The sequence below is a fragment of the Corynebacterium auriscanis genome, assembly GCF_030408435.1.
GTDB lineage: Bacteria > Actinomycetota > Actinomycetes > Mycobacteriales > Mycobacteriaceae > Corynebacterium > Corynebacterium auriscanis.
On sequence record NZ_CP047046.1, the window covers coordinates 391880 to 415434 of the forward strand.

Genomic DNA, 23555 nt, shown 5'->3' on the forward strand with positions numbered 1-23555 from the left:
AGTCTTAATATTGATGGTATGGGCCATAGCGCAACTGATCTCACTGAAACACGAATCCTGCTGTACTACTGCTTCACTCCGATTGACGATCCAACCGCGGTGATGTTGTGGCAGCGTGCCCTGTGCGAACAGCTCGGGCTGAAGGGGCGCATCCTGATTAGCGAGCACGGCATCAACGGAACAGTTGGTGGTTCGCTGGCTAGCTGTAAGCAATACGTTCGCCGTACCCGCGAATTCCCTGGGTTTAAGGCAATGGAGTTCAAGTGGTCGCAGGGCGGGGCAGAGGACTTCCCGCGGTTGAGCGTGAAGGTGCGCGATGAAATCGTTTCCTTTGGTGCGCCGGGGGAACTGAAGGTCGATGAGAACGGAGTCGTCGGCGGCGGCCAGCATCTCAAGCCCGAAGAGGTTAACAAGCTGGTTGAAGAGCGCGGCGATGAGGTTGTGTTCTTCGATGGTCGCAACGCAATGGAAGCCCAGATCGGTAAGTTTAAGAACGCCGTTGTACCCGACGTGAACACCACTCATGACTTCATTAAAGAACTGGAAAGTGGTAAGTACGACTGGATGAAAGACAAGCCGGTCGTCAGCTACTGCACGGGCGGTATCCGCTGCGAGGTGTTGAGCTCCCTCATGAAAAACCGCGGATTCGAGGAGGTTTACCAAATCGAGGGCGGTATCGTGCGCTATGGCGAGAAGTTCGGGGATTCTGGCTTGTGGGAGGGGTCACTGTACGTTTTCGATCGCCGTATGCACATGGAATTTACTCCCGACGCCAAAGTGCTGGGCCGCTGCCGAAACTGCCAGGCGGAAACGAATGATTTTCACAATTGTGTGAATGATCAGTGCCGCGAGCAGATCCTCCTATGCGAGTCATGTGCCGCGGATACGCAAAAGGCGCACTGCGGAAGGCCGGAGTGCGCTGAAATTGCTGTGAAGTTGGTGACTGCTGCGGAATAACGGTAGACCCAGGGGCAGAGGGGCGCGACGATGGCGATAATGACCGCCGTTGTTGGGCAATGGAAGGGGGCTCCGCCTCGGGGTCGTGGCAGCGAGTGCTACCACGACCTGTGGTAGAAGGGTTTACCTTTCCTGCTTGGCGGCCCGCATCTTGTATTCGTCCAGGTCGAGGTGCATCTCTACGTGCTCGATGCCCTCGGTGACAAACCTATCGCCGGCTTCTGTAAAGCCGTAGGTCCTGTAGAAATCGTCCAGATAGGTTTGCGCTTCGATCTTGACGATTGGTGCGTTAGTTGAAGGATCGAGAGCCGCAGCGCGGGAAATGCACACTTCCAGGGCTTCCTGAACAAGCTGGTGAGCGATGCCGTAACCGCGCATGTCCGCGCTCACGCACAAGCGACCTAGGTGTTGAGCCTCTGGCGGGCCAAAGACTCGGCAGGTGCCTACGAGGCGCAGGGGGGAGCCGGGATCCGGAGTTCCGTGCGGATAGGACGGACCATTGCCTGGATGCACGTAGGCCAAGATATGGTGCGTGTTGGGGTGCGCGTCGGTGTCGTCAATTTCGGGGAATGGTGCCCGCTGCTCGTTGACAAAAATGTCAACGCGCAGCTTGTATAACGCATGAACTTGATGGCCGGGCATGGATAGTACATTGCGGCCAGTCACGTGAACTTTCGGCGCACTGATTTCTGGTTCGGCTGAATTGTCCACGACAGATTCGGGCTTGGCGAAGTCGGTCATGTCCATAACCGTACTATTCAGTTTGATCAGTATTCGAGTATTTCACCATTTCTTCGATCGATCGCACCTTTTTGCGCTCGCGGCCTTCGGATTCGCCCAGCTCACGCTCGTATTTGTCCAGTGCGTACCAGCCGTTCCATGTGGTGTAGGCGATACCCTTGTCCGCCAGCCACTGCTCAACAGCCTCTTCTTCTGGCTTAGATGGGTCAAAGCCGATGCCGTTGGCGTGGTCTTCCAGCAAATTCGCGACAGTCTCGTTGGCATCGCCCTTGGTGTTGCCGATGAGGCCAACCGGTCCGCGACGCACCCAACCGGTGGTGTAAACGCCGGGGAGGCGCTCGCGCTGTTCCGCCTCTGGATCTGCCGTACCGGGCACACCTGCGATGCCATCGGCTGTGGGGCCTTCCGTTAGCACGCGTCCGCCGACGTTGGGGAGAACATTGGTGCGCTCATCCCATGGCAGGGAGTGGAGGGCATCTGACTTGTAACCCACTGCGCGGTAGACCGCCTGTACGGGCCATTCGTTCAGTTTTCCGGTGCCTTGAACGCGACCGTCTCCCGTGAGCTCAGTGCGCTCGGTGATAAACGCGGTGACCTGACCGTTTTCGTCGGTCTTTACCTCGACTGGAGACTCGAAGAAATGAAGGTACAGCTTGTGAGGCGCATCGGTGGGATCGGCGATCGCGTACTGTTCCAAGATGGTGCACACCATGTCCTGAATCTTGGAATTGCGACGAGCATCTTCAGATGCTTCGTCGTACTGGATGTCCTCAGGATTGACGATGACCTCGATGGTGTCTGAGTGATTGAGCTCCTTGAGCTCCAGTGGGGTGAACTTCGCCTGGGCAGGGCCGCGGCGACCGAACACGTGGACTTCCTTGGCCTTGTTGTTCTTCAGGGAGTCGTAAACGTTATCTGGGATCTCGGTGGTGAGTAGCTCATCCCCGGTCTTGGCCAAAACGCGCGCGATGTCCAAGCCTACATTGCCTACGCCGATCACGGCGACGGATTCTGCATCCAGGTTCCAGGACTCGTCGAAGTGAGGGTTTGCGTCGTAAAAGCCCACAAATTTACCTGCGCCGATGGTGTGCTCGGCACCTGGGAAGTTCAAGTCCTTGTCGTCGGTCGCGCCGGTGGCGTAAATGATCGCGTCGTAGAATTCCTTGAGCTCGTCGTGGGTGACGTCCTCGCCGACGTTGACGTGGCCGAATAGACGTACTTCGGGCTTATCCAGCACGCGGTGGAGGCTCTTGATGATGCCCTTGATTCGTGGGTGGTCGGGGGCAACGCCGTAACGGATGAGGCCGAATGGGGCGGGCATCCGTTCGTAGATATCCACGCTGACGTCAATATCGGACTTGGTGAGGGCATCCGAAGCGTAAATTCCAGCGGGGCCGGAACCAATGACGGCAATGCGCAGAGGGCGATTCGCAGGCATGTAGTACTTCCAATCGGGTTGATGGAGCGTGTTAGGCAATCTTTAGTTCCCACGTTAGCGCGGGGCGTTATCAAATCCGAACTATAGACAGACTGGTCTATAAAATGCAACTCATTTCGGCGCCGCGTCTTGAATTTCTGAACCGGTCGGTCTAGTGTGATGACATCCTTTGTTACAGACTGATCGGTCTACGGCACGCGCTGGGCGTCGAAAACAAAGAGCAGCCACCGGGTGCTCCGGTGGGTCAATGCCCTGCGAACAACACCGACGAAACCAACAAAGAAAAAGGGAGAACATGAGTAGCGCAACCGGCACTGCAACCGACCGCCCTCGTCGCAAAAGGGCGAATAAGCCCCAGGGGCAGTGGCTCGTCGACGGGCGCGAACCGCTCAACGATGACGAGCGGATCAAGCAGGAAGATGCTGGCCTAGGGGTTATTCAGCGCATTCGCGACGTGTACTCGAAGGAAGGGTTCGACTCGATTCCGGCCGAGGATTTGGCGCCACGCTTCAAATGGGTTGGCCTCTACACGCAGCGCAAGCAAAACATGAGTGGTGACCTCACCGGTCACCTGACGAATGCGGAGCTGCAGGACAACTACTTCATGCTGCGCATCCGACTGGATGGCGGCCTACTCACCGCGGAGCAGCTTCGCGTGTTGGGTGAGATTTCTAGCGATTACGCTCGCGATACCGCCGACTTCTCCGACCGTCAGAACCTGCAGCTGCACTGGATCCGAATCGAAGATATGCCTGCCATCTGGGACAAGCTGGCCGCAGTGGGCCTCGATTCCAACTTCGGTTGTGGCGATGTTCCACGTGTGATTCTTGGTTCACCGGTCGCAGGTATTGCGGCTGATGAAATTATCGACGCCACCCCGGCCATCGCGGAGATCAAAAAGAATTGGCTCACACGAGAAGAGTTCTCGAACCTGCCGCGCAAATTCAAGTCCGCAATCTCCGGCAACCGCCGACAGGATATCACTCACGAGATCCAGGATCTGTCTTTTATCGGCTCTGAGCACCCCGAACACGGCCCGGGCTTTGATGTGTGGGTTGGCGGAGGGCTTTCGACTAACCCCATGCTGGCCCAGCGACTGGGTGTGTGGGTGCCATTGGACGAAGTCCCGGAAGTATGGGGTGGAGTAGTGCGAATCTTCCGTGACTACGGTTACCGCCGACTGCGCAACCGGGCTCGCCTAAAGTTCCTAGTGGCGGAATGGGGTGTGGAGAAGTTTCGCCAGGTGCTGGAGGACGACTACCTGCAGCGCAAACTCATCGACGGTCCAGCACCGGAAACGGCCCCTGGCTATCGCGACCACATCGGTGTCCATGACCAAAACGATGGCAAAAAGTACCTGGGTGTGAAGCCCACCGTGGGGCACACCACCGGTGCTCAACTCCAGCGCTTGGCGGATTTGGCCGACAAGTACGGCGTGGCGCGCCTGCGCACCACGCCAGACAAGGAGTTGTTGTTCCTCGATGTGGAAGCAGCGCAGGTCGCTGGGTTGGCCGAGGAGCTGGAGGCTGAGGGCCTTTCCGCTAATCCTTCGGCTTTCCGCCGCGATATCATTTCATGCACTGGCCTAGAGTTCTGCAAGCTGGCGCACACCGTCACCAAGCAGCGTGCGATTGATCTGTGCGACGAGCTGGAAGAGCGCCTCGGCGACCTCGATGTACCGCTCAAGATCAGCCTCAATGGTTGCCCGAACAGCTGCGCGCGTGCACAGGTGGCAGATATTGGATTTTCCGGCAAGATCCTGACGACGGACGAGGGTGAGCGCGTGGAGGGCTTCCAAGTGAACCTCGGTGGCGCATTGGGCTTGAACCCCGCAGTAGGCAAGAAGGTGCGCGGCAACCAGGTTTTCTCCACGGATTTGGGAGATTACGTGGTCCGCATCGTGGAGAACTTTAAGTCGGACCGCAACGAGGGTGAACAGTTCCGCGATTGGGTTTTCCGCGCCGATGAGGAGTTGTTGGTCTAGTGAGCGTTCCCGATCACGACAGCTTGCCCTCTGCGAACGACGCGATTGGTGGCAAAACCGCCTTCATCAACAGCCGTCGCGCAACCGTCAACAATTGCCCCTATTGCATGTCGGAGAACCTGTGGCCCGACGCGGAAACTGATAATGCCTGGCAGTGCCGGGAATGCCTGCGGGTGTTCTCGGTGAAACTTCACGGTCAGTTCCAGCGCGGTTTCTAAATCGTTTTCCGTTGTAACTCGTGGCCTGCACTAGGCTTTGCCGGTTATAACTGGTGGCCTGCACTAGGCTAAGGACAGTGATTAACCGGCTACCCGAACCCCACGACCCGCATTGGTTGGCCAAGGTCGCATTCGCACCTCGGCCGTGGAATATCATCGCGGGTCTGTGCATCATGGTGGGGTTTATTCTCAACGCTTCCGTCCCCATCGTTGTCGGCCGCGCCATCGACCAGGCCGTCGCCACGGGCCAACTAAGCCGCCTGTGGATGTGGATTGCGGTCCTTGCCGCCATGTTCCTCGCCAACGCGGTGGTTTCCTTCGCCGGGCGCTACCTCTTCCAGCGCTGCATGTTGGAACTTGCCCACCACCTGCGTACCATCACCACCGATCGCATTCAGGACCCCCGCGGACTATCAACCGTCAGACCGCCCGGCGAGCTCCTCAGCATCGCCAGCGTAGATACCCGCCGCGTGTCCGAAATCCTCTTTCTCACCGTATTCCCCTTCGGTGAGATCGGCTCCCTGCTGTACGTGGGAGTGGTGGTATTGCTCATCCACGTACCACTCGGGCTGTTTGTTCTTCTCGCAGCTCCGTGCATTGTTTTCATATCCCTCGCCGCTGCCAAACCCTTGCGCGCCCGATCGGGAGCACGCCAACGTGGGCTGGCCAAAGCTGCCGCGACCGCCACGGATCTAGTTCACGGACTCCGCATCGTTAAGGGGCTGGGGGCAGTGAGCACCGTCCGCGCCCGCTATTCCATTGTTTCAAACGCCGCCTATTCATCGACTATTCGCGCCAACCAGGCACAAGCGCAGCTCAACGCGACAACTGAATTCGCGGGCGCCTTCTACGTTGTTCTCGTGGGATTTTTCGCCGCATGGTTGGGTGTTCGTGGGGAAATCACCATTGGGGAACTCATTGCGGTTGTTGGAGTGGCACAGTTCGTCATTACCCCCATGACGATGTTGGGGAAAAACATTTCGTCCAAGGTGGCTTCCGGCGGGGCTTCTGCCGAGCGGATCCTCAGCATCCTCGGGGATCCGGGCCGGGGAGAGCGGGGCGTCGGGAAAGAAAAAGAAGAAGAACAGCTAGCCAGGAAGTGGGCGCAACAATTCCCGAAAGGTGTGACCACGGTGGCTGCCAGCGAGGAAGTGGATGCTGACATCGATCGATTTGCGCGTGTGCCAGGATTCGTTGTGGCCCCACATGAAGCCGAGCTGTTTGACGGGACAGTGGGGGAGAACGTGCACGTGAACCCCCAAACTGCACAGTGGGCCCTAGACGTGGCACAGTGCGGGGATATCCCAGGTGGGGCTGATAAACGGGTCGGTGAAGAAGGGCGGTTGCTATCCGGCGGGCAACGACAACGCGTGGCCTTAGCCCGAGCTATCGCTGCGGACCCAGAAGTGCTGATTGTGCAGAACCCAACAACGGCAGTGGACTCGGTCACCCAGCAGCGGATTGCCGAGGCCGTGGCTAAAGTCCGCGCCGACAAGCTGACCATCGTGGTCACACAAGCGCCCGCGTGGCGCGCCGTGGCCGTGGCGGATTCGGCAGAGCGCCTGGAGGCCGATAATGCGTAGCACACGGATGACCCCGAAGACCATGGAGCTCCCGGAAAACGCCCAGCGATTCCCGCTGGCGACGTGGGCACAAGTCCGACGTGAAATCGGTGCTCAGGTAAGGGCGGTACCAGGAGCACGGCGGCTGAGCCTCGTGGCCTTGCTGCTCATGGCATTGGGCGCATGGGCCACCGTCAGTGTGCCACGGTTGCTGGGGCAGACTGTGGATGTGGTCAGGCAGGTGACCACCGGAGAGAGCTCTGAATCCGTCGCCAATAGCCGCCAATGGCGGCAGCTTATGATGGACACCGGTTTGGGGCTCATTGGAGCCAAGATGCTGGTGGCGGCAATGCTCGGCGGGGTGGCCTCCGCCGCAGGGTACTACCTGATGTCAAAAGTCAGCGAACGCATCATCGCCAACTTGCGCGAAACGATGGTGGGCACGGCGCTGGGCTTGCCCCTCCATCAGGTGGAAGATGCTGGTACGGCTGACTTGGTGAGCCGCTCCACCGATGATGTGGCCGAAGTGTCCGCCGCGATCACTGAAACCCTGCCGTTGTTGAGCAAATCCGTGTTCCTGATCGTGGCCACTGCCACCGCGCTAATCTCCATCGATCCGCGCTTGCTGCTGTGCACTCTCGTGGCATTCGTACCGTACTGGTGGGGCGCACGAAGGTATTTGCGTATTGCACCCGAACGTTTCGCTGCCGAACGCGCTGGGATGGCCGAGCGCGCCCGGCGGGTTCTTGAAGCTATTCATGGCCGAGCTACCATTCGTGCATTTCGGATGGAAAATACCATGCACGAACGCATCGAATCGGCTAGTTGGGATGTTGTGACCAAAGGGTTGCGGGCGCGCATGGCACTACTGCGCCTGCAATTGTGGGTGACCGCCGGTGAATTCCTGCTCACCGCCAGCGTGTTGGTGGGTGGGTTCTATTTCGTTCGTGCGGGCTGGGTCAGCGTCGGTGCCGTCACGGGTGCCGGTTTGATGGTCATTCGTTTGCGAGGCCCGATCATGCACGTGATGCGCGAGTTAGACGTGATCCAATCCGCGTACGCCAGCCTGGCCCGCATCGTGGGGGTGAGTGTGGATCCACCACAGCAGGTGCCCGACTACGTTGGGGCTGCTGACGTTGGGGCTGCTGATACCCCGGTCTCTTCGTCCTCTGCCTCTTCATGTTCTGCCCCCGGCCAGCCGTCCCTCCCTGGCGCCGGCCAGCAGTCCCTCCGTGGCCCCGGCCAAAGGTTCCTCCCTGGCGCCGGCCAAAGGTTCCTCCCTGGCGCCGGCCAAAGGTTCCTCCCTGGCGCCGGCCAGCAGTCCCTCCCTGCCGCGTCCGCCAACCAGTCGCCAGCAGTCGAACTACGTCACGTGACCTTCCGTTATGCAGGTTCGTCTGCCGGCTTTCACGTGCGGGGCAGTGTCACTGCTGTCGGCCCGGTTGACGGCCCGGTTGACGGTATCACTGAAAGCGCCACCGGTTCGCGCGTGGCCGTCGATGACGTGTCCTTCCGCGTCTACCCAGGCCAAACCGTCGCCCTAGTTGGCGCATCTGGCGCGGGAAAGACCACGGTCGCTTCTTTGCTGATGGGCCTTCGGGTCCCTGATTCCGGTGAAGTGCTGGTGGCGGGTGCTCCGGTATCTCTTTTATCCGACGCCCAGCGCTCCCAGCGCATCGCGATGGTCACGCAGGAGGTTCACACATTCGCCGGCACGCTTCGGGAAGACCTCAATCTTGCGAAACCTGACGTCACCGATGAACAGATCCGTGAGGCCGTGGCGCGGGTGGGCGCGCTGGACTGGTTAGATTCCCTTCCTGAAGGTTTGGACACGGTAGTGGGGGAGCAGGGGATGCGCCTGAATCCGGTGGTCGCCCAACAGCTTGCGCTGGCGCGCGTGCTGCTGATGGACCCACCGGTAGTGGTAATGGATGAAGCCACCGCTGAAGCCGGGTCGGCGCAGGCCACGGCCCTTGAGGACGCGGCTGCGGAAGTCCTTCGCGATCGTTCCGCTCTGGTGGTGGCTCACCGCCTTGATCAGGCTCGTGCGGCCGATCGGGTGCTGGTGATGGAAGCGGGTCGGATTGTGGAAAGCGGACCACATGACCAGCTGGTATCTCAGGGTGGGCGCTACGCCGAGATGTGGGCGGCTTGGATGCGTGGTCGGGAATCCTAAACTCGTTGTCATGTGGGGGTGGCGTGGATGTGTGGTTGGGAATCCTAAACTCGCTGTGACGTGGGGGCGGAGTGGATGTGTGGTCGGGAATCCTTAACTCGTTTTCACTTGGGGCGGCCTGGATGTGTGGTGGATGTTCCTGAACTCCTTCTCTCTTGGGGGCGGCGTTCTGGGAGGTTTTCAACCGCGCGGGCGAGGTTGTCGGTCACGTCGGTTATTAACTCCGGGGGGCGAGGTTGTTGAAGGTATAGGAGGTTTTCCTGAGCGCTCCGGCGCCCGTATTTTCCCGTTGAACGACGGATGTGCAGCAGAAGTCCGACAAAAACGCGACTTTTTGTCAGAGTTCTGCTGCACATTGTGTGAATGAGGGTGTGGGTGGTGGGTGCTACGCCGAGGTGGGTTCGCTGGTGGGGTGCTGTGTCGAGGTGGGGTCGCTGGTGTGGGTGGTGGGTGTTGTGTCGAGGTGTGGGTGGTGGGTGTTGTGTCGAGGTGGGTGCTGCGTCGAGGCGGGGTCGCTGGTGGGGGTGCTGGGCGCTACGCCGAGATGTGGGCGGCCTGGATACGTGGCCGGAATCCCAAACTCCTTTTCACTTGGGAGGGGGAGCCGGTTTAACCATGCCCGTTTTTTACGAGGCCGGCACGTGGTTTTGGATGTCGTGCACAACAATATAGACCGGGTAGTCTGCAAAAAGCGCGAAAACCTTGCTGAACTGAACAGATTAGTCTACTGTGGTGTGCAGCTTAAGTAGACCGGTTGGTCTAATTGTGGGCTGAGAGTTCATACCAGCGCTCACGTTGACAACCCTCCCCCTGCTGGACGCAGTGGTGGAAGGGAGCGTGGCGTCGGGAAAAAGAAGAGCCAAACCACAGGAGAAGAGGAACAATGAGCTTGGTTAACGCAGCGGTTGGCCTCGGTGGGCAAGCGGATGACTACCGCGACCCAGCGATTAGCCCCGATGGTGAGCCAACTACCACTACACCGTTGGCGGAAGTGCAGCGTAAGGCGCATGAAAAGCTGGCCGAAAAGTGGAACCCAGAGCTGGAAAAAGCCACGGCGGAAGAGATCCTCGAATGGGCGAACGAGCACGTCGCAGGTTCTATTGCCGTGACCATGAGCATGCAGGACACGGTTCTCGCGGAGCTCGCTGAAGGGCGATTGGATAATGCAGAATTGGTGTTTTTAGATACGGGCTACCACTTTGACGAAACTATCGAAACGCGCGACGAGGTTGCCGAGCGATACAGCCTGCCACTGACCAATGTCACTCCCACGCTAACGCGCCAGGAACAGGACAGTGTTTATGGCCCACGGTTGTATCTGAAGAATCCCACTGCGTGCTGCCGCATGCGCAAAGTAGAGCCGCTTGCGCGGATGCTCAACCCGTTTACTGCATGGGTTACGGGCATTCGTCGCGTGGATAACCAGCTGCGCGCCAACACCCCAGTGCTAGAAGTCGACCGCACTGGGCGGCTGAAGATCAACCCCATCGTCTCGTGGACCGATGAGCAGGTGGAGCGCTATATCGCCGACCACGACCTCATCATTAATCCACTGACCAAGCAGGGTTACCCCTCCATTGGTTGCGCGACATGCACGCTTCCGGTGGCCGAAGGCGAGGATCCGCGATCCGGTCGTTGGGCAGGATCCAACAAGACGGAGTGTGGTCTGCACACATGACAACCGCGAACGCGGAGGCTCCACTCCCAGCGACAAGCTCCAGCCCCGCGCCCCAACTAAACGCAACCAACCCAACTGCGAATACAGAGAAGACGACGAAAGAGGCCAACGACGTGCAAGAACGCACCCAGGAATCCAGTCATGCCCCAGCGTTATCGCCTCACCTGGCGAGTCTAGAAGCCGAAGCTATCGAGATTCTGCGGGAGGTAGCCGGCCAGTTTGAACGGCCCGCCCTGCTGTTTTCCGGTGGCAAGGATTCCGTTGTGGTCCTGGAACTGGCCAAGCGCGCTTTCGCTCCATCGCCGGTGCCTTTCGAGTTGGTTCATGTTGATACCGGGCACAACTTCCCTGAGGTCATCGAGTTTCGTGACAAGGTTGCAGCGGATCCACGCGTAAACCTGCACGTGGCACTGGTGCAGGACTGGATTGATTCCGGGGCGATCCAGGAACGTCCCGATGGCACCCGCAATCCACTACAGACCGTGCCGCTGGTGGAGACGATTCAGAACCGCGGCTACGACGCGGTGTTGGGAGGCGCCCGCCGAGACGAGGAGAAAGCCCGCGCCAAAGAGCGGGTGTTCTCCGTCCGTGACAGCTTCGGCGGTTGGAACCCACGTCGCCAGCGCCCTGAGCTGTGGGGCCTGTACAACGGCCGCCACCAGGTGGGCGAGAACATCCGTGTGTTCCCCATTTCTAACTGGACGGAAGCCGACGTATGGGACTACATCCGTGACCGCGACGTGGAAGTACCCGCCATCTACTACTCCCACCAGCGTGAAGTTTTCGAGCGCAACGGCATGTGGCTCACGCCAGGTGAATGGGGTGGTCCCAAGGAGGGTGAAGAACTGGTCACCAAGACCGTTCGTTACCGCACGGTTGGCGACATGAGCTGCACCGGTGCCGTGTTATCCGAAGCCACGTCCATCGAAGACGTTATCGACGAAATTCGCACCTCCACCACTACTGAACGCGGTGCCACCCGCGCAGACGACAAGCTCAGCGAATCTTCCATGGAAGACCGCAAGAAGGAAGGGTACTTCTGATGACTGCTCCCACAACCGAACCAAACGCTGGAACTCAGACCCCTCAGTTGCCCACCCTGCGGCTGTGCACGGCGGGCAGCGTGGATGACGGCAAATCCACTTTCGTAGGTCGCTTGTTGCACGATACGAAGTCCATTTTGGCGGACCAATACGAATCCGTTGAGCGTGCGTCCACCGCCAAGGGGTTGGAAAACCCCGATCTTTCCCTCTTAGTCGATGGCCTACGCGCGGAACGCGAGCAGGGCATCACCATCGATGTTGCTTATCGGTACTTCGCAACGGATAAGCGCAGCTTCATCCTGGCGGACACACCGGGTCACGTGCAGTACACCCGTAACACTGTCACTGGCCTGTCCACCTCAGAATTGGTTGTTGTTCTGGTCGATGCCCGCAACGGTGTTATCGAACAGACTCGGCGCCACCTCACCGTTGCTGCGATGTTGCAGATCTCTCACGTTGTTGTGGCGGTTAATAAAATCGACGCCGTCGACTTCAGCGAAGACGTTTTCACCTCGGTGAAAAAGGACGTGGACGCGCTCGCCGCTGATTTGGGCCTGCGCCACGTGGACGTGGTCCCCACTTCCGCGTTGCTGGGCGACAATGTGGTGGAGCGCAGCGCAAACACCCCGTGGTACACCGGTCCCAGCGTGCTGGAGATCCTCGAGCAGGCCACCCCAGGTGCGGAAAACCAGTCCATCAACCGGCAGCTGCGTTTCCCCATCCAGCTGGTGATTCGCGATCATGCCACCGACTACCGCGGTTATGCCGGGCGTATCGCGGCCGGAACTGTCTCCGTCGGCGATCAGGTCACCGCTGGTGGGCATGAAGCAATTGTCCAAGGAATCGATGGCCCCGCAGGCGAACAGAACACGGCGAGCCGCGGTGAATCCGTCACGTTGCGCCTGGATCGAGAAATCGATCTTTCTCGCGGTGACGTAATCGGCGGGCTGGATCTACCGGAGCCCGTTAACACCTTCGAAGCCACCGTGTTCCACTTGTCTGAAACCCCTCTGCGCTTGCGCTCGAACGTGCTGATTCGCTACGGCTCGGCACTCGTGCGCGGACGTGTGGATCAAGTGCTGCGCCGCGCCGATGAACTGGTAGACGCCCCTCACGGCACGGACGAGGCCGCGGGCGCTGACGTTGCGGCTTCCAAGCCCACAGACCCCGCCACCATCCAACAACTAGAGCTCAATGACATCGCCGATGTGCGTATTACTGTGGCGGACCCGCTGCCGGTGGAGCAATACCACCGGGGCGGACGCGTGGGCTCCCTGCTCGTTGTCCACCCGCAAACCGGCGATACGCTCACCGCCGGACTGGTGAAGTAAGCCCATAGCGAGGAATCCACAACCATGATTTCAGCAGCTCCGCGCAGTGCCGACGGCATTCGTACCGCCAGCACCACCCCTCAGGGGTCCGGTGTTGACGCGGGCGCGCCGATTATTTGCCTGTCACACGGCTCTCGGCATCCGCAGGCCGATGCTTGTGTTGCTGAGATCGCCCGTGTTGCCACTGCCTTGAGCGGGCGGCCGGTCTACTTCGCGCACTTGGATTTTTCACCGTCAACCCTTACGAACGTGGCGCACATCGTCGCCGCGATGGGTGCGACCCATGCAGTTGTGGTGCCTTTGCTGTTCACTGATGCCTTTCACATGCGCCATGACGTCCCGAGCGCCATCGCGGAGGCTGCAGATTCAACCGGTTTGCGCCTCACCCTGGCTCGCGGTATCGGCACCGGTGAGGATGTAGCTGATCTGCTTGCACGGCACACTCGCCGTCACCTTGCTTCTCGTCGCCGGTCTGTTCTTTCGTCCGACGCCCACGTGGTGCTCTACCACGTCGGATCTTCAGTCCCAGGGGCGAATGACTCGGTGGAGCGCCTCGCGGCTTCGCTGGCGACGAGACTGCGATTGCAACCCGATCGTGTCACCGCCGTGCCCGCCACCGGTGGGCACGGCGGGCCGGGCGTCGTCCAACAATTGCAACCCGATGTGGTGGTGCCACTGTTTTTTAGCCCAGCCACTTTGCTCGACCGGCTTCATCACTACCTAGAGAATCGAATGCCCCAGGGAGCCTGTATGCAGGTGCCGCATCTTGGCACCGCCGTAGCTCCCCTCGTTATTGCACGGGCTGAACAAGCTCAGCTTTCCCAGTAGCGCACATAGCGCCTGACCTCACCGAACTCTAGGAATCCTCATGAAAATTCTTATCTTTGCCCTCGTTGGACTCGCAGCCCAACTCGTCGATGGTGCCTTGGGCATGGCTTTTGGTATCACGGCCACAACTTTGCTGGTCTTTTCTGGCCTGGGTCCTGCGCATGCCAGCGCTGCTGTACACCTTGCAGAGGTAGGGACCACGCTCTTTTCGGGTCTTTCCCACTGGCGGTTGAAAAACGTCCACTGGCCTACTGTGTTGGCCTTGGGCGTACCTGGGGCGATCGGCGCGTTCGCCGGTGCCTATGTGTTGAGCAGTTTGTCCACTAAGGCGGCAGAACCCGTAGTCTCCACAATTTTGGTTTTGTTGGGGGCGTACGTGCTGGTTCGAAGCGTGGCGATCCCATGGCAGAAGCCCAACAAGACCCAACCGGCCACATCCACGGCAAAGTCGCGCGCGGGGCTGGCCGTTCTGGGGCTAGGTGGTGGCTTTCTGGATGCTTCCGGTGGGGGCGGATGGGGACCGGTTACTACGTCGACTCTGATGAGTGTGGGTAAGGCCGAGCCGCGTCGCATTATCGGTACGGTCAACACCGCCGAGTTCCTGGTTGCTCTATCGGCATCGGTCGGATTCCTGTTCGGGATGGGTAATGAACTCGCGCAGTCCTGGCAGCCTGTGTTGGGCCTGCTTGTTGGCGGTGCGATCGCTGCACCTATCGCCGCGTGGGCCGTTTCCATCGTGAAGCCCGAGATCCTGGGTGGGCTAGTGGGTGCATTGTTGATGTTCCTCAACTCCACGCGGCTCATTAAGTACTTTGGCCTCGCCGGTGTGATCGGCGTGGTTCTATTCGGTTTGGCGGTGACTGTCACTTTGGTGGTGGTTCGCAAGAAATCCATCTTTGAACGATCCTTGCGTTCGGATGAACTGGACCGCGAGAAGAGCGTGCAGGACACTCCTCATCCCAAGGAGCGGGAGGAAAAAATTTCCACGTCAACCAGTCAAACAGATGAAAATAGCACTGCTTCAATCCCAGATAGTGAGAACCAGCGCGTTCATGAGTATGCGGGGGCAGCTAAGGGGTATCACGATTGGAATAGGCCTGAACTGCGTTAATCCCACCCCTGCGCTATGAAAATGATCACAGGCAACCACTGACTGTGTGAAACACCGCACAACTGCGCGCTTATCCATGCACAATATGCAATAGAGAGGGTCTGCTTAATGACCCAGGTTTTACAACGCATGGAGGATGATCAACCCGTGGTATCTGTAGATATCCCGATTAAGGCGCTACTCACACCCGTTGGTGGTGCTGCTGCTCGGCGCGCAGACCTTGCGCACTCCACCACAACGCCCACCGGCGCTGCAATGCCCGAAACGAGCACCTCGGGCATTGAATGCATATTTCAAGTCACCAACATCTTCGGGGAGGGCCGCGCAGAGTCCGCATCGAATGCGGCAGTGTTCCAAGGCGCGCTCGAGGAACTGGAGAATGTGGCGTCGGACGTATTAGTCGGCACTGGGGAGGCCCACCTGGATTCCCGGCTGGCGGCCGCAAGTGGTGCGGCGCATCTGCTGGTTATCTCCACCGACGCCGACGAGAAGCTGGCCACCCTAACCCGCCGGCAACTCGAAGCCAAAGGGGCGGAGGTCCACTGTGTCATCCGCGAAGAAGAATTAGCCCAAACCCTCAGCGGCATTCGTGGCGCAGATAAGCGCGAGCCCCAGATCGGCCCCGAGCTGTTCGAACTCAATCTGTTGCGTCAAGCCAAGGCGAAGCGCACTCACATCGTCTTGCCCGAAGGTGAGGACGATCGCATTCTGGAAGCTGCCCATCAGCTGCTGGCGGACGACGTGTGCGAACTGACCATCTTGGGTAATCCAGACGACATCAGTACACGTGCCGCTAGCAACGGCTGGGATATTTCGGCCGCACATGTCGCAGATCCCACCCAAGGCGAACAGCTGGAGCAGTTCGCACAGGATTTTTACGAACTCCGCAAACATAAGGGCATCAGCATCGAGGATGCCCGCGCGACGATGCAGGATATCAGCTACTACGCCACGATGATGGTCCACAAGGGATTGGCTGATGGCATGGTTTCCGGCGCGGCGCACACTACTGCCCACACGATTAAACCCTCGTTCCAGATCATCAAGACTGCACCGGGTTCTAGCGTGGTCTCCTCCATCTTCCTGCTAGTCATGGATGGTGTGCTGTGGGCATTCGGCGATTGCGCGGTCAACCCTAACCCCACGCCAGATCAACTGGCGGAGATTGCAGCTGTCTCTGCCCACACCGCCGCGCAGTTTGGGATCGAACCCAAGGTCGCGATGCTTAGCTACTCCACCGGTACTTCGGGGTCTGGCCCCGATGTCCAGGCGGTCGCTGAGGCCGTGGCTAAGGCCAGGGAGACCTTCGCCTCTGTGCAATTTGAAGGCCCCATTCAATTCGATGCTGCGGTGGTGGAATCCGTTGGGCAGAAAAAGATGCCGGGCTCCAACGTTGCCGGACACGCCAATGTTTTCATCTTCCCTGACCTGAATAGCGGAAATATCGCATACAAAGCGGTCCAGCGGACTGCGGGCGCGCTCGCAGTGGGGCCGATTTTGCAGGGCTTGAACAAGCCTGTCAACGACCTCTCCCGTGGCGCCACGGTGCCGGACATTGTCAACACCGTGGCCATTACAGCCATCCAAGCGCAGGCCTAGCCGCCATCGCCTACGCGGGGTGTGCAGTTGTCGCTAGATGTTGATGGCAACCGTGTACCCAGGCGCCGGCGGCAACCGTGTATCCAGGCGCCGGCCGAACTCCCCCTCCACCCATCCCGAGACAGAAAAGAAGTGCAGATTATGGATATGGATCACCACGTAGAACAAGCCAAGGGCTCAGAATTCGTTCTGGTTCTCAACAGCGGCTCCTCATCAATTAAGTTCCAGGTTCTAGATCCTCAGCAGGGTGCTTTGGAAGCCCCATTTATCTCTGGCATTGTGGAGAAGATCGGCGAGCCAAGCGGTCACATTAAGATCTCCACCACAACCACCAAAATGGAGGACACCCGCCCTATTCTGTCTCACTCGGTGGGGCTGGAACGTGCCTTCGGCATGATGACGCTCCTCGGTGTGGGGCCCCAAGACCTGAACCTCATAGCGGTGGGGCACCGCGTGGTGCAAGGTGGTGCGGAATTTACTGGGCCCGTCATTGTTGATGACACGGTTTTGTCCAAGTTAAGGGATTTGATTCCCCTGGCACCACTGCACAACCCGGCACACATCGACGGCATGGAAAACGCCATGGCGCTGCTACCGAACGTGCCCCACGTGGCGGTGTTCGATACCTCGTTTTTCTCCACGCTGCCCGAGGTGGCGTATACCTACGCTTTGCCGCCTAAGCTGGCGGAAGAGCACAACATTCGTCGCTATGGTTTCCACGGAACCAGCCACGAGTATGTGTCGCAGCAATTGCCGGGACTTATGGGGCGCGACGCCAAGGATATCAACTGCATTACCTTGCACCTGGGCAACGGCGCATCCGCGTCCGCCATCAAGGGTGGGGAAGCAGTGGATACTTCCATGGGGCTAACACCACTGCCGGGCTTGGTTATGGGTACCCGCACCGGTGACATCGACCCATCTATTATTTTCCACCTCGCGCGATCGGCCAAAATGACCATTGACGAGCTGGACAATTTGTTTAACCGACAGTCCGGTTTGAAGGGCATGGCCGGTGTGAATGACTTCCGCGAGCTCACGGAGATGATGGCAGCCGGCGATGAGGCCGCCACTTTGGCATACAATGTCTATATCAATCAGATCCGCCGCTATGTCGGTGCGTACATGATCACCCTTGGGCGTGTGGACGCGATTGTGTTTACCGCGGGTGTGGGGGAAAATGCTGTTCAACTGCGTGAAGATGCCCTCGCCGGCTTGGAAAACTTCGGTATCGAGATCTGCCCTTCGCGCAACGCCAATGAGGGCGGGGTAGAAGGCGCGCGCATGATCTCTACGGAGGATTCCGCAGTGAAAGTCTTCATGGTTCCTACTAACGAAGAGCTGGCTATCGCCCGCTACTCCTTGGAGCTGGCAGAGCAAGAGTAGCTGGGAACGGGGGGCACCCGCTGATGTGGCGGCCCCGCCTCACAGCTCCCGCACCCCAGCAGTTCTCGTCCCCGCACCCCAGTAGTTCCAGACCAGTCATTCCAGCATTTCCAGACCGGTCATTCCAGCAGTTCTCGTCCCCGCACCCCAGCAGTTCCAGACCGGTCATTCCAGCGCAGCTCCGGTTTGCCTCCCTTGGAATCAGAACCAGGTTCGGGGCCGAATCTTGTTTGCCATATCCACCAAGCGGAACCGGTGCAGGGGGAACTGCGTTTGCCGCGCCATGTGCCGCAGACCGCGTTCCAGCCCTAGACGCAATCCGCGTTCGGTGAACTCGGCATCAAAAATCGGCTCGGTGGAAACCGGCCCCAAACCGTCTTTGCCGCGGCGGCGCAACCAATTGAGCGCAGCCGACATCACCGCGAGTTTGACCTGCTCCAACCGTGGTTCATTCGTGGGCATCGTGGCCAAACGTCGCGCGGCCCGACGGATGCGCGTCTCGGTGAGCAGCGAGGCGTCAGAAATAAGAATCAAGATGGTGGTGAACCGAGCCAAGCGATTGTGCCGCGAGTTCTGCGGCACCCGGTCCAGGGCGGTGACGGCCGAATCAATCAAACCTTCCGCCATCAGTTGCCGCGCCAAACCGAAAGCACTGGATACCGTGGTCGGATTCGTGGCCCATACTAGGCCGTACAGGCGCATTGCGTGGAAGCGGAGCGCGACCGGATCCAATGTCACGTGATCCCAACCGGGCACACCCGAGTAGTCATCCACCGGCACGCGTTGCGCGTAGGCCAACGCCGAAGCTGCCCGGGTGGCCTCGGTGTCCAGCAGCTTAGACGTATTCACCCCCTGTTGCTGTAGTAGCAATTCATCGGTCGCGGCGAGCGCCAACTTGGGGGCAGGTTCGCCGGGCAAGATGAACAGTACCTTGTTGAAGCACGCTTGCGCCGTCGCGAAATCGCCACTGAGCAACCCAACCACACCCGAATGCCAGTGGAAACGCCAATCGTTGCCCAACCGGGGTTCTAGGGATTCCAGCAGTTCCTTTGCCTCCACGGTTTGACCCACATCTAAGTGGGCGCGAACCATCGTCAGTGGGATCTCCACACTGTTTTCCATGTCCGGGTTACGCATGGCGGAATTCAACGTGTCCATCAGGTCGCTGGTCTCCGTGAAACTCGCCGCAGACAACAACGCCGCGCCGGGGTCGCTCGTGTCGGTCAGGGGAGTAGGCAAAGCTGCCACCACTTCCGAAGGGGAAATCTCCACACTGCGTTCCACACCGTCAAGCAACTGGTCCGTACGGAACACAATGTGCTTGGTGCCGTAGGTGGAACGTTGTGCAGTAAAACGCGTATCCAGGTGGGCGTATTGACGGCCGTCACGGATCGCCAGAATCTCCCGCAGCGCACCGACCAGCTGGTTCGCCATGGCTGATGCCGATGCAAAACGCACCTTCGGATCGGGGTTCGTCGCGCGCAATAGCAGGCGATAAAGCGACATGTACTCGCGGAAGAGGGGTTCTTCATCCGGGGTGGGCAGGTCCCCAGTGTAAGCTCCGTTTTCCACTTTCAGCGCCACAATCAGCGAAGCCAGCGTGCGACCCACCGTGTAGATATCGCTGGCGACAGTGGGGCCGGTCGTGGCGATCTCTGGCGCTTGGAACCCCTTGGTTCCGAAGATGTGCCCGAACGCGCCAATACCCGTGACCGCCCCAAGATCGATCAGCTTCACCTGGTCTTCGGTGATGATGATGTTGTCTGGCTTCAAGTCGTTATAAACCACTCCGCGCGAGTGCAGGTAATCCAGCGCCGGCAGCACTTCCAGGATGTAGCCGATGGCTACGTCTACGTCCAGCAGATTCCGGGGCATGCGGCGCCGGCGGGCGCGTAGGGATGGCCCGCCGACATACTCCATGACGATGAAGCCGCCCTCCACACGCGGGTCGTCGATAAAGTTGAAGATCTTCACGATTCCCGGATGCGTAATCTCAGCAAGGAACGCTCGTTCCGATTCGGCCACGGCCCGCTCATGCTCGTTTTCGGTGGCCATCATTCCCTTGAGAACCACGTAGCGGTCCGCCACATTGTGGTCGGTCGCGATGTAAACCCAACCCAGGCCACCGTGCGCGATGGGTCCCAGAATCTCGTATTGACCAGCGATGATGTCACCGCGTTTCAGGGTTGGGGGCTCCACACCCTTTTCGATCGCATTCGTCGGGTCGATCACGGCCTGTTCGGGATCAGTCGGCGGAATGAACGGTAGCCGTACCATGCCGCCGGCGATCTCCGCACCGCGCCGCCGGGTACCACGTAAGCGTCGGAACTCCGAGAGGGCTTCCCTGCGCGACCGCTCACCCGGCTCTAGGTTGGATACGGGGTTCTTTTTATTCGACGCCCCGCTTTTCCCCTTCCTCTCCGCCAGTGGGCCGGTGATCTCATCGGGATCGGCAGACGTGAAAGACGCGACGGCTTGGGTATCTTCCTCGTTGTCATCTGCGAATGGGTCGAACGCGACGGCTTCGGTGTGGGCTTCGTCGTCTGAGTTGTCCGAGCTACTCGCGCCGCGGGCAATGCCTGGGGTGGTCGCGTGTACGGTGGCCTCTAAGTCATCGTCAGTGCCGTCGTCGTCTGCGAATGGGTCGAACGCGACGGCTTCGGTGTGGGCTTCGTCGTCTGAGTTGTCCGAGCTACTCGCGCCGCGGGCAATGCCTGGGGTGGTCGCGTGTACGGTGGCCTCTAAGTCATCGTCAGTGCCGTCGTCGTCTGCGAATGGGTCGAACGCGACGGCTTCGGTGTGCACATTGCTCTCATCATCGTCGTTCTTGCGGGAATGGGGCACGTCGATGCGATCGGGGGTTTCGCGAGACTCGTCAGAGCTGTTCTTGTTGGTCACTGTCACTCCTCCGTGCTACTCGTTTGTGCCGCGGCTTCCGGTGCCTTCGTGGTGTCCGCTAGCGCCTCGTCCCGGAGGCGCTGTTTTTCCGCCTCATCGCGGGTCCTTGCGAGCTCTCTCGCCTCCTCATCCGTCCGATAGCTGGACGGTGGCATGGACGCCGGGCCCAGGTAATCGCGCATCCACTTATTGAATAGGCGTACCCAGGTACCATCCTGTCGAATGCGCTCCATAGTGTCGTTGACCTGCATAGTCAGCCCAGTGGAGGGTTTTCCATCAACCTGCAGCGGGATACCCACGCCGTAGTGGTTCACTTGGTCATCGCCACCCACCAATCGCATATAAGGATCCTGGGCCTGCAACCCAGAAAGAATTGCATCGTCCGTGTATACCGCATCGGCTTGATGCCGCTGCAAAGCCATCAGACAATCCGTCCAGGTACGGGTGGCCAGTACCTTGGACAATTCGTAGTTGTGCAACGCGGAAGCCGACGTGGAATCGTTAGTCGCACACACCGTCTTGTCCTTCAGATCCTCCATGCGCGCAATATTGGACGTTTTTGGAACCAGTAAACGTGGTTGAACCGTCAGATAGGGGGCAGAAAACTCGATGCTTTCCTGCCGCGTCTTGGTGATCGACATCGTGCGGACGATGATGTCCACTTCCCGGTCGCGCAGAGCCTTCTCGCGGTTACGGCTTTCCACATATCGGAACTCCACCTTGTCCGGATCATTGAAGATATCGCGAGCGATTTCTCGTGCCAGATCAATTTCAAAACCCACGAGCTCCCCGTTAACGGGATCGCGATAACCCAAACGGTTAAGTGATTGGGCAATACCCACAATCAAGCGACCACGCTTGTGAATCTCTTTTACGCGCTCTTTCGGCTCACGGTTATCCGGGCGAATACTCCCTATGGGAGCCTGTTCATCGGCATCGCTGGTGGGAATATCGTCCGGGGATACCAATCGAGATTCTGGTGGCAGGTCCGCACTGGGGCTATCAATCACGGTCGGCCACTCCTTGATCTCGGTGGGAGCGGAATTCGCACAGCCGGCGACCGTAGCGCTTAGCACGATGACCGCCATCACGATGGCGCTGCGGGAACGCGTCTCGGTCGACTTGAGGGCCCTGGGAGAACGGTATGTGGGCTGAGCTGGGCGTCGGGATAAAAAAGGAAACATCACAGGAACTCCTGCAGGCGGGGACGAGTGCCGAGGAAGCAGCTCACAGCGGCCAAAATGGTGAGCGAGAGAACCAGATTTGTGATGCGACCGGCCGCTACACTGCCGTCAATAAGGCTGTTCTGCAGGCGTGAACGATTGTCAGAGATGAGCGCTTGCAGTTGCTCGTCCAAAATTTTGAAGTTGACGGTGCTGTACTCGGAGGATCGGGCGCCGGGGGTGAGACGGTAATCGCCGAGAGCAGTTCTGATGGCATTGCCGTATTCGCCGTTGCGTAGATCCGCCACCATGAGTGCGTGGGCATTATCCCATCCGCGAAGAGATTCGCGTGCGTTGTCCACACGGCGAGGATTCGCCACATCATCGCGAATATCCAGAAGCGTGGCATCGATCGTTTTCACCGAATTCACGAACTGCTGATGTCGCTGGTCGGAATAATCGCGTTGCACCAATCCTAGAGCCTCATTCGTGCGGGCCTGTTGTACCGCGATTCGAACCTGGGTGAGTTTGCTAAGCGAGGTCGCTGAATTATTTGACGCATCGTCGGTGCCCATCCACGTCACCGCCGCGCTGGCGCTGGCCCACAGCGTGGCAAAGACCATGAGCACAGTAGCCACCACATAACCCAAGTTAAGCCGACGGTTGGTGAGAGCCGCCAACCACAATTGCGCCAAAAGCAAAAACCCTACGGCCGCAATGAGGCCGGACAGGGGGAACCATAGGGGAGTGACGAGGGATTGCCGTTCGTCCGTGACCTTGCGGCTGGTTCGCTCGTGCAGTTGCTGCGCGGCGGGCAGCATTTGCTGCTGCATCAGCTCAGAGCCCTGGGTTAGGTAGGCCACACCAACGGGGTTGCGTAAGCGATCGTTTGTTTGGGCGGTTGAGACTAGCTGCACGTAATTGGGGAGGTTATTTTGGATCGCAAGAACCAGTTGCATGTCGTCACTGGAAATCTCGTCGATGCCGTGCCCCGCGTGAATCACCGCTTCGGAAGCCCGCTGGGTGGCACGCAAAAACTGTTCGCGGGAGGCTACGTCACTGTCGTTTTGTTTTAAGAAGCTGGTAGTGGCTATGGAATCGGCTTCGGACAAGGCGTTGAAGAGCTCCTGCGAAGCGTTGGATAGGGGCTCCGTTTGCGAAATGAGGGTATCGAGTTTTTCCCGTCGCTGTTCGGAAGAAAAAACCATAGCGCCACCGGCGGCGAGGATGGCCACGATCAAAATGAAAGAGACGATCGTCAGTCGTCCCGGGGTTGTGGACGCAAAGCGGATAAATCGGCGCGGTGCCTCCTTTGTCACACTCAAAAAACCGCGGAAACTGCGTGCCTGGGTGGGTTGGACCTCGTCATGGTCCATCCACCTATCGACATCAATCGCGGGGTGAGCGGGCATGGAGAAAATTATATACAGCTTAAAGAAACT

17 protein-coding genes are annotated in these 23555 nt (G+C 59.1%); 12 read left to right on the forward strand and 5 right to left on the reverse strand.

Annotated features, from left to right (window positions below):
• The first annotated feature begins 18 nt into the window (after nucleotides 1-18).
• Entirely contained in the window at nucleotides 19-957 is a 939-nt protein-coding gene (gene trhO / locus CAURIC_RS01600) for an oxygen-dependent tRNA uridine(34) hydroxylase TrhO (RefSeq protein WP_035114621.1), read from the forward strand.
• Nucleotides 958-1080: 123 nt separating this feature from the next.
• On the opposite strand, the gene CAURIC_RS01605 is transcribed toward trhO, so the two are convergent.
• Nucleotides 1081-1698 carry a GNAT family N-acetyltransferase gene (locus CAURIC_RS01605; RefSeq protein ID WP_084588184.1) on the reverse strand — a complete coding sequence of 206 codons (618 nt, stop codon included), beginning with the start codon at nucleotides 1696-1698 and terminating at the stop codon, nucleotides 1081-1083.
• Between the two features lie 13 nt (nucleotides 1699-1711).
• Nucleotides 1712-3136, reverse strand: a complete 1425-nt coding sequence (locus tag CAURIC_RS01610; RefSeq protein WP_035114618.1) for an FAD-dependent oxidoreductase — start codon at nucleotides 3134-3136, stop codon at nucleotides 1712-1714.
• A 295-nt stretch (nucleotides 3137-3431) separates the two neighbouring features.
• Between CAURIC_RS01610 and CAURIC_RS01615 the strand changes: the two genes are divergently transcribed.
• From CAURIC_RS01615 to CAURIC_RS01665, 11 genes are all read left to right on the forward strand, one after another.
• Entirely contained in the window at nucleotides 3432-5120 is a 1689-nt protein-coding gene (locus CAURIC_RS01615; protein WP_035114615.1) for a nitrite/sulfite reductase, read from the forward strand.
• Nucleotides 5120-5338 carry a hypothetical protein gene (locus CAURIC_RS01620; RefSeq protein WP_035114613.1) on the forward strand — a complete coding sequence of 73 codons (219 nt, stop codon included), beginning with the start codon at nucleotides 5120-5122 and terminating at the stop codon, nucleotides 5336-5338. Before CAURIC_RS01615 ends, CAURIC_RS01620 begins: the two co-directional genes overlap by 1 nt.
• Nucleotides 5339-5415: 77 nt before the next feature.
• Nucleotides 5416-6921, forward strand: a complete 1506-nt coding sequence (locus tag CAURIC_RS01625) for an ABC transporter transmembrane domain-containing protein (protein ID WP_235700759.1) — start codon at nucleotides 5416-5418, stop codon at nucleotides 6919-6921.
• A gap of 7 nt (nucleotides 6922-6928) precedes the next feature.
• Nucleotides 6929-9076, forward strand: a complete 2148-nt coding sequence (locus CAURIC_RS01630; RefSeq protein WP_290183089.1) for an ABC transporter ATP-binding protein — start codon at nucleotides 6929-6931, stop codon at nucleotides 9074-9076.
• Between the two features lie 883 nt (nucleotides 9077-9959).
• The gene (locus tag CAURIC_RS01635) at nucleotides 9960-10754 is read left to right on the forward strand and encodes a phosphoadenylyl-sulfate reductase (RefSeq protein WP_290183091.1); all 795 of its coding nucleotides are present in this window, start codon (nucleotides 9960-9962) and stop codon (nucleotides 10752-10754) included.
• A complete protein-coding gene (gene cysD / locus CAURIC_RS01640) occupies nucleotides 10751-11797 on the forward strand; it encodes a sulfate adenylyltransferase subunit CysD (RefSeq protein ID WP_235700757.1) in 1047 nt (348 codons plus the stop codon). The genes CAURIC_RS01635 and cysD overlap by 4 nt, the downstream gene beginning before the upstream one ends.
• A complete protein-coding gene (locus tag CAURIC_RS01645) occupies nucleotides 11797-13128 on the forward strand; it encodes a sulfate adenylyltransferase subunit 1 (RefSeq protein ID WP_052095043.1) in 1332 nt (443 codons plus the stop codon). Before cysD ends, CAURIC_RS01645 begins: the two co-directional genes overlap by 1 nt.
• A 24-nt stretch (nucleotides 13129-13152) precedes the next feature.
• Nucleotides 13153-13956, forward strand: coding sequence for a sirohydrochlorin chelatase (locus CAURIC_RS01650; RefSeq protein ID WP_290183094.1), 804 nt, complete (start codon nucleotides 13153-13155; stop codon nucleotides 13954-13956).
• 40 nt (nucleotides 13957-13996) lie between these two features.
• Nucleotides 13997-15067 (forward strand): sulfite exporter TauE/SafE family protein, encoded by a 1071-nt coding sequence (locus tag CAURIC_RS01655; RefSeq protein WP_035114611.1) that lies wholly within the window; start codon nucleotides 13997-13999, stop codon nucleotides 15065-15067.
• A 108-nt stretch (nucleotides 15068-15175) separates the two neighbouring features.
• Entirely contained in the window at nucleotides 15176-16666 is a 1491-nt protein-coding gene (gene pta / locus CAURIC_RS01660) for a phosphate acetyltransferase (RefSeq protein ID WP_290183097.1), read from the forward strand.
• A 141-nt stretch (nucleotides 16667-16807) separates the two neighbouring features.
• Nucleotides 16808-18052: an acetate kinase gene (locus CAURIC_RS01665; protein ID WP_290183099.1), complete on the forward strand. Its 1245-nt coding sequence runs from the start codon at nucleotides 16808-16810 to the stop codon at nucleotides 18050-18052.
• Nucleotides 18053-18253: 201 nt separating this feature from the next.
• Here CAURIC_RS01665 and CAURIC_RS01670 read toward each other — a convergent pair whose 3' ends face one another.
• The 3 genes from CAURIC_RS01670 to CAURIC_RS01680 all read right to left on the reverse strand — a co-directional run bounded on the left by CAURIC_RS01670 (nucleotide 18254) and on the right by CAURIC_RS01680 (nucleotide 23525).
• Nucleotides 18254-20764, reverse strand: a complete 2511-nt coding sequence (locus CAURIC_RS01670) for a serine/threonine protein kinase (protein WP_425474817.1) — start codon at nucleotides 20762-20764, stop codon at nucleotides 18254-18256.
• Nucleotides 20765-20952: 188 nt separating this feature from the next.
• Complete coding sequence (locus CAURIC_RS01675; protein WP_084588180.1) at nucleotides 20953-22134, reverse strand: glutamate ABC transporter substrate-binding protein; 1182 nt, start codon at nucleotides 22132-22134, stop codon at nucleotides 20953-20955.
• Entirely contained in the window at nucleotides 22134-23525 is a 1392-nt protein-coding gene (locus tag CAURIC_RS01680) for a hypothetical protein (RefSeq protein ID WP_035114607.1), read from the reverse strand. The genes CAURIC_RS01675 and CAURIC_RS01680 overlap by 1 nt, the downstream gene beginning before the upstream one ends.
• Between the last annotated feature and the right edge of the window lie 30 nt (nucleotides 23526-23555).